This window comes from uncultured Campylobacter sp. (assembly GCF_938031315.1).
In the GTDB taxonomy this organism is placed as follows: domain Bacteria; phylum Campylobacterota; class Campylobacteria; order Campylobacterales; family Campylobacteraceae; genus Campylobacter_B.
This window is the reverse complement of sequence record NZ_CALHHT010000388.1, coordinates 1-7286: the sequence shown is the minus strand read 5'-3', so window position 1 is coordinate 7286 and position 7286 is coordinate 1. Positions and strand designations below refer to the sequence as shown.

General features: G+C 51.7%; 7 protein-coding genes. All 7 read right to left on the bottom strand.

The genetic code is table 11. The features are described 5' to 3' along the window. On the bottom strand, nt 1-852 hold an 852-nt coding region (locus tag Q0236_RS09675; protein WP_297917239.1), incomplete at its 3' end, for a PQQ-binding-like beta-propeller repeat protein. 239 nt (nt 853-1091) lie between these two features. Next, entirely contained in the window at nt 1092-2168 is a 1077-nt protein-coding gene (gene serC / locus Q0236_RS09670; protein WP_297917238.1) for a 3-phosphoserine/phosphohydroxythreonine transaminase, read from the bottom strand. A 10-nt stretch (nt 2169-2178) separates the two neighbouring features. Beyond that, complete coding sequence (gene xseA / locus Q0236_RS09665; RefSeq protein WP_297917237.1) at nt 2179-3345, bottom strand: exodeoxyribonuclease VII large subunit; 1167 nt, start codon at nt 3343-3345, stop codon at nt 2179-2181. Then, nucleotides 3338-4066, bottom strand: coding sequence for a bifunctional demethylmenaquinone methyltransferase/2-methoxy-6-polyprenyl-1,4-benzoquinol methylase UbiE (ubiE, locus tag Q0236_RS09660; RefSeq protein ID WP_297917236.1), 729 nt, complete (start codon nt 4064-4066; stop codon nt 3338-3340). The genes xseA and ubiE overlap by 8 nt, the downstream gene beginning before the upstream one ends. 9 nt (nt 4067-4075) lie before the next feature. Continuing rightward, nucleotides 4076-5494, bottom strand: coding sequence for a CHAD domain-containing protein (locus Q0236_RS09655; RefSeq protein WP_297917235.1), 1419 nt, complete (start codon nt 5492-5494; stop codon nt 4076-4078). A gap of 48 nt (nt 5495-5542) precedes the next feature. After that, complete coding sequence (locus Q0236_RS09650) at nt 5543-5953, bottom strand: Fur family transcriptional regulator (protein WP_297917234.1); 411 nt, start codon at nt 5951-5953, stop codon at nt 5543-5545. Nucleotides 5954-6018: 65 nt separating this feature from the next. Beyond that, a partial coding sequence (dxs, locus tag Q0236_RS09645; RefSeq protein ID WP_297917233.1) for a 1-deoxy-D-xylulose-5-phosphate synthase occupies nt 6019-7286 on the bottom strand: 1268 nt, incomplete at its 5' end.

Here is a 7286-nt window from a genome sequence, read left to right as displayed (position 1 = left end):
CGCGTCTACGGCGTATAGGTGCCCGCCCTTGCCCGCGGTGCCGAAATACAGCGTCTCTCGACCCTGCCGCTTACCTTGCGCATCAAAATGCGACGTCGCTCCGCCACGAAGGCAAACGGGCGTATATAGATACGCGCCGAGCTTCAGTCGCCAAAGCATTTTGCCTTTTGCGGCCGCTTTTTTGCAGGGCTGCTTGCCGCCGTTTGAAATTTTATCTTTCGTTTCGCTCGTTTCATTACGCGGATCGCTTTTGCTCGCTTTACAAACAGCCGCCGCATCGTGATTTTCGGAGGAATTTTTTAAATTTTCTTCCGCCGCGCCGCTGAAATTTACTGTGCCGCCCAATTCAGCCGCCGCACCGTTTAAATTTGACCCGCCTTGCGAGGCTCTGCACTCCATCATAAAGGGCGAACTCATCCGCACGGCAAAGCCGTCAAACTCGTAGGTTCGCGCATCGTTGTAGATCTGCTTCACGGGCGTTGGAGCGTCGCCAAGCTCGCTCATTTCGCCGTCTTGTATTTTGATGAGCTTTGCGGGCGAATCGACGAAGCCCTCGCAATATCTCGTATTTAGCATGAAGTGGCCGTCCTGTGGGTAACAAAGCGCGGAGGCGGCGAAGAAAATTTCGCGCTGCTCGTAGGCGAGTACCGATCTTTTGTGCTCGCTAAAATCGCGCGAAAACGTATCTAGCAGCACGTAGCCGGGCGTTAGCTTCGCGGCGATGTTTTGCTCGCTAGGGGCTGCGAAAGCAAAGTGGACGAAGGCTATCCGCTCGCCCATCTCGTAAATGCCCGTCACGCCGTGTCCGCGAAACTCCACGCCCTGCATCGCAAGAGGATATGATCTTAGCATTTGCGGCTCCTTGAAATTTGAAGTGATTATAGCTTAAATTTGGGCGCGATTTTAAAATTTTATATGCACGTTAAAATTTTACGGCGCGCGGTTGAAATTTTAAAATTTCGGTGCGTTTGAGCGAGATTAAAATTTCGCGCCGTAAATTTAAAACGCCGCTAAAATTTCGCAAAATTTCACTGCAAAAACAGGCGCCGACAAGCGCACGCCGTGCTCAAACCCTCTAAATTTAACCGCTGCTAGCCGTTTTTGCGCGCAAACTCGCTCATAAAAGTGACTAGTTTTTCAACGTCCTCGTAGTTTATCGCGTTGTAGATCGAGGCGCGGATGCCGCCTAAGACGCGGTGTCCTTTAAGCCCGATCATCCCCTCCGCCTCCGCCTGCGCGACAAAAACGGGCTCAAGCGCGGCGTCTGCGATATTAAAGCTCACGTTCATCAGGCTGCGGCTGTTCTTTTGCGCGTGGCCGCGGTAGAAGCCGCCGCTAGCATCGATCGCGCCGTAGAGTAGCGCCGCTTTGCGCTTGTTGCGCTCATGCATCTCCGCGAGCCCGCCGATCTCGTCCTTGATCCAGCCGAGCATTAAATTTAGCATGTAAATTCCGAAAGTATTCGGGGTGTTGCTCATCGAGTCCGCATCCGCCTGCGTCTTGTAGCGCAGGATCATCGGCGTTTTGGGGTTTGCGCGATCCAGCAGATCCTTGCGGATCGCCACCATCGTAACGCCCGCGGGGCCGCCGTTTTTCTGAATACCGCCGTAAAACATCCCCACGCTGCTAAGCTCCACCGGCCGCGAGAACAGATCGCTCGAGCTATCGACTACGAGCGGGCAGGCGCACTGCGGCAGCTGCGGATACTGCGTGCCGTAGATCGTGTTGTTTGAGCAGATGTAGCCGTAATCGGCGTTGTTAGAAAATTTAACCTCGGGGATGCGGTCGAATTTGCTCTCCTCGCTGCTTGCGACCACGCGGTAGTTTATGCCAAGCACGCCCGCTTCCTTGATCGCCTTGCTCGTCCAGTTGCCGGTGTTGGCGTATTCTGCGACGCCGCCTGCGTATAGGTTCATCGGCACCTGTGCAAACTGAAGGCTCGCGCCGCCTTGCAAAAATAAAATCGTAAAATCATCCGAAAAGCCGTAGAGATCGCGCACGCGGCTCATCGCACTATGCAAAACCTCCTCGAAAATTTTGGTGCGGTGCGAGATCTCCATTATCGAAAATCCGTGCCCCGCGTAGTTTAGCAGCTCCTCTTGAGCCTGCTTTAGCACGCCCAGCGGGATGGTGCTAGGTCCTGCGCTAAAATTTAAAACCCTATCCATTTTGACTCCTTTAGATGATTTTCGCGTTTTTGCTGAGCTGCTGCGAGCAAAGGACGAACTCGTCGCCCGCGGCAAGCTCGCCTAAGGTCACCGTTTTGCCGCCCTTTTGGATTTGAACGAGGTCTTTGGTGATCTCAAAAAATTTCGCCTTTTGCGCCAAAAGCTCATCCTTTGCGCTTAACGTGTGCTCCGCGGCGCTTAGTTTGGAGGCCACGAAGCTTTTAAATTTAAGCTCTAAATTTGAAAGCCCCGCGAGCGAGCCTGAAATTTTTGGCTCGACCGATTTTGATTTAAGCTGTAAAGCTGCGAGGCTCAGCACGTTTTGTGCGGATGAAATTTTATCTTTTATCAGCCTATCAAGTGCGTCGCTTATACCGTCGAGGCTCTGAAAGATCGCGCAAATATCGGGCAGCAGATCGATCATCGCGGCGGTGGGTGTGAGGCTTCGGTGATCGGCTACGAAATCGCTGATGCTAAAATCGATCTCGTGTCCGACCGCCGAGATGACGGGCGTTTTGGCCGCGTAGATCGCGCGAGCCAAGGCCTCGTCGTTGAAGCACCACAGATCCTCGCGCGAGCCGCCGCCGCGAGCGATGACGATCGCATCGTAGCCCTTCGCGTCGGCTGCACGCAGAGCGCTTATGATCGAAGCAGGCGCGCCTTCGCCTTGCACTAGTGCGTTATACAGATCGATCTTGCAAAGCGCGAAGCGGTCCTGCGCCGTGCGAAGCATATCCGCCTGCGCCGCGGAGCCCGCGCTCGTGATGATCGCGATGCTTTGGGCAAATTTCGGAAGCTGTTTTTTGTGCGCGGCATCGAAAAGCCCCTCTTTGCTAAGCTTCTGCTTTAGCGCGGCAAATGCCGCTTCCAGCTCGCCCTCGCCGCTTTTGCGGATATTTGAGACCTGGATCTGATACGCGCCCGTGGGGGCGTATAGCGAGACTTTGCCGCTTACGATGAGCTTATCGCCGACGGCGGGGATAAAATTTATCCGCGCGGCGTTAAATTTAAACATCGCGCAATCGATCGCCGCGCTCGCGTCTTTGATCGTGAAATACCAGTGCCCACTCGTGCTTTGAGCTCTAAACTTAGATATCTCGCCCTCGACTTCGACGAAGCTAAAGCTCGTCTCCAAAAGCGTCTTGGCTTGGGCGTTGAGCTCGCTTACGCTAAGCATCGTCGCTCTTCCGCGCGATTTTCTCCGCGATGAAAAGCGTGCTGACGTCGAAGCTGAAGCCCTTTTGCACGCGCAGCTCAAAGCCCGCATTTTTGAGCTTTTCGCTAAAGCTCGCGGCGTCTAGGAAGCTGCCGATGGAGCTTGGCAGATACTCGTAGGCTTCTTTGTTTTTCGAGATGAAAGCGCCTATTTTGGGTAAAATTTTACTCACGTAAAAATCTCTGATTTTAAACGCGAGCCCGCCGCTTGCGGCTTTGGTAAATTCCAAAACCACGAGCGAGCCGCCCGGTTTGATGACGCGGTTAAACTCCGCAAGCGCCGCGTCCAGCTCCACGACGTTTCTTATGCCGTAGCTGATGCTTAAAATATCCACGCTTGCATCATCTAGCGTCGTGGCGCCCGCGGTTGCCTTGATAAACTCGCAGCCGGGAAATTTTTGCCTCGCTACCTCAAGCATCCCCTCGCTAGGATCGATCCCCACGATCCGCTCGATCTGCACGCCGTGCTGCGCCGCGCCGTCGCGCCACGAGCTTATCATATCGCCCGTGCCGCACGCGACGTCGGCGATACTCACGAGCTTTCCTTTAAGCTTTTCAAGCGTCAGCTCAACCGCTTTTTTGCGCCACGAAACGTCCACGCCGAAGCTGATGGCGCGATTTGCCAGATCGTAGGTAGGCGCAATCTCATCGAACATTTTTATGATTTTTTCCTGTTTTTGCACGGGCTTTCCTTATTCGTATGCTTTGATTTTGCGCAGCGATCTTTTCAGAGCGCGCAAAAGAGGCTCTTTTTCATTTAAAATTTTTTCCTCCAGCTCGGCGCGGCGGTCGTTTAAGCGGGCGTCCAGAGCCAGCAGATACGCAAACGCGACGCCGCTTTTATCGCTTGCTTTTTGATAGATCGCGATGAAATTTTGCCACACGCTGATATCTTGCAGCGCGCCGAAATCCTCGCAGGCGGCCTTGGTGCGTTTAAACAGCTCCCTGACGCAGCCTTCATCAAAGCTTCTTGCAAAAATTTCAAGCGCGTATCGCAGCCTCTTTAGCCCTATGCGCGCGTCGTGAAATGCCTGTAGCGACGAACTTTGCTGTAAATTTTTTAGCTCCGCGCGCAAGCTTTTAATCAACTTGCAAAGGCGGGCGGATGCGAACTTTTTTGAAATTTTTTCATATTCGCTGCGCGCGTAGATGCCGTCCGCACCGCTTAAAAAGCCGCTAATAGCGCCGTTTAAATCTGCAAATTCCGCGCTAGAAAGAAATTCTAAAATTTTATCCTCCGAGCGCTTTGCAATAAGATTTAGCTGCTGCAAAAAGCTCGCAGGCGCATCGTCAGCTTTTAAAAACTCCGCAAAAACGTGAAGGTCTCGCAGCTGATTGGTGCGGCTCATAAATTCTGCGAGCAGTTTTAAAATTTCATCCTTTTTTTCAACTTCGAAAAGCGGCGAGGATAGCTTCAAAATCGCTCTAAATTTACGAATCTGCACGCGCAGCTCGTGAAGAGCTTCGGGGGAGAGGTTTTTTTGATACTCGCCCTTTGCGGCACACGCCCTCGTCCACGCTAGCTCAAGCGCCAAGCGCGCGAGCTTAACGCTGTCCGCATAGGGCGGCGCGAAAAATTTAACTCGGCTAAATTTTTCAAAAACGCTCCGGGCGTGCGTGAAATCAAGCGAGCGCGGCGGCATACCGTAGCGCGCCAGATAGCGGCTTTTGTAGCGGTAATCGTCTGTGATCTCGTAAAAATCGGTGCTGCCGAAGGTTTTTGCAAAATCAAAATTTGCGCTTGCCGCCTCGCTTTGAAATTTTGCTCGTAAAATCGCGAGCGTGCTTAACTCGCCGCCGTAAAGCTCTAACCAAAACTCCGCCTCGTCGTTAGCAAAGCCGTAGCGGTTTTTTTGCACAACGCGGGCGATCCTGCTTTTTAAAGCCTCTTTGAAATCATCTTTTGAAATTTTAAAATTTAGAGTTTGTCTGTCGAGATCCTCTTTTTTGTGGTGCAAAGAGCACTCGTCGTTTTGGCGGATGTAGTAAATTTCGGGGTAGAACGAAGTATAAAACCAAGCGATCTTTACCTTGCGACATTTCAGCCCCGCACGCTCTAGCGTCCGCAGAATCGAATCGTCGCTCAATAAAAATTTACGCTTAGTTTGCATACCCGCTCCAAAAATAAAGTGGGTAATAATAGCAGAAAATTCTTTAAACTATCTACACTTTTCGCAGTCTTCGACCGTAGCGGTGATATTTAGCTTGCGGATGAAATTGCCCGCTTTGCGCTCGATGTTTTTCAAAACATCCTTATTAAAGGCATCGTCCATAAAAAGGTCCATCACGTTACCGCATTTTTCGCACACGACGTGGATATGCGGCATCTGATAGATGTCGTAGCGGCTCTTTTTGTTCGGTGCATTGACCTCGACTACGACGCCTTCGTCGAGCAGGGTGTTTAAATTTTTATAAACCGTCGCTAGCGAAATGGATGGATAGTCCTCTTTGATCCCCTCGTATAGGTCATCTATACTTGGATGTTCGTGGCGATCTAGCACCTTTAGGATGCACAATCTTTGAGGAGTTGCTTTCAAACCGCAAGTTTTGAGTAGTTCTACGTGGCTCATTTTTGTCCTTCAAAAAATTTTAAAGTGATATTATCAAATTTTACTTTAAACAAAGTTGATATTAACTAATACTTTTTATCACTTAATATTCGCTCGGCTAGAGTTTGCACGTCCAAGCCCAAGCTGCGTTCTACGTCGGCGGTCTTTCCGTGCGGTAAAAAGATATCGGTAAACTCGAAGCTTACGATCTTTACGTACGAAATTTCATTTTCTTGCAAAAATGCGCTTAAAATTTCACCGACGCCGCCTTTTTTGGCATTGTCGCTAAAGACGTACCAAATTTTATCCTTGCGAGCTAAATTTTGCAAAAACTCGGCGTCTAAAGGCTTTGCAAAGACTAGATCTACGACGTCCGCTTTGATCTGCCCTTCTAGCGCCGCAGCCGTTTTATACGCTCTACCAGCGCCGTTTCCGTAGCCGATGAGAGCTACGCGCGCGCTATCGCTGCGCTTTAAAAACACCGATTTCGCAAGCTCTACTGCAGATGCGCTGGCCTCATCGCAGTCCAAAATAAAGCTTCCGCGCGGATAGCGGATCGCCAAAACCCCCTCGTGCACGTATGAGTACTCGACGATCCGCTTAAAGCTCGCCTCATCTCGCGGCGCGCACATGCTGACGTTTGGGATCGCGTTTAAGAAGCTCACGTCAAAGACTCCCTCGTGCGTCTCGCCGTCCTCGCCCACGATGCCCGCGCGATCCATCGCAAGGACTAAGCTTAGATTCATAATCGCCGCGTCGTGGACGATCTGATCGAATGCGCGCTGCATGAAGGTCGAATATATCGTAACGTACGGCTTAAAACCCTCGCGCGCCATCGCAGCCATCGAGCTTAGCGCGTGAGGCTCGGCGATCGCGACATCCCAGAAGCGGTGGGGAAATTTCTCGATCAGCTTATCCATGCCGGTGCCGCTTGGCATCGCGGCGGTCACGCCCACGACGTTTTCATGCTTGGCGGCTAAATTTAAAAGTGCCTCGGCGTAAATTTGCGTGGCGCTTTTGGCGGCGGATTTTTTCTTAAATTCTCCGCTTTGAATGTCGAAAGGCCCTACGCCGTGCCAGCTCTCCAAATAGCCCTCGGCCTTGTCGTAACCCTTGCCTTTGATCGTTTGAGCGTGCACGACGACGGGCTTGCGCGCGCTTTTTGCCGTCTTTAGCGCCGATATGAGATCGGCTAGGTCGTGGCCGTCGACAGGGCCGATGTATTCGAGCCCCAGCTCCTCAAAATACATCCCCGGGATGATGAGCTTTAAGGAATTTTCAAAGCGCTTTGCCATATATGTCGCGCTTTGCGGAGCGTGAGAGAGCAGCTCTCTTACGTGGGATTTAAATTTTT

Coding starts and splice junctions, on each gene's coding strand:
- xseA (WP_297917237.1), bottom strand. CDS start 3,345: ATGCTTAGCGTAAGCGAGCTCAACGCCCAAGCCAAGACGCTTTTGGAG.
- serC (WP_297917238.1), bottom strand. CDS start 2,168: ATGGATAGGGTTTTAAATTTTAGCGCAGGACCTAGCACCATCCCGCTG.
- Q0236_RS09650 (WP_297917234.1), bottom strand. CDS start 5,953: ATGAGCCACGTAGAACTACTCAAAACTTGCGGTTTGAAAGCAACTCCT.
- Q0236_RS09655 (WP_297917235.1), bottom strand. CDS start 5,494: ATGCAAACTAAGCGTAAATTTTTATTGAGCGACGATTCGATTCTGCGG.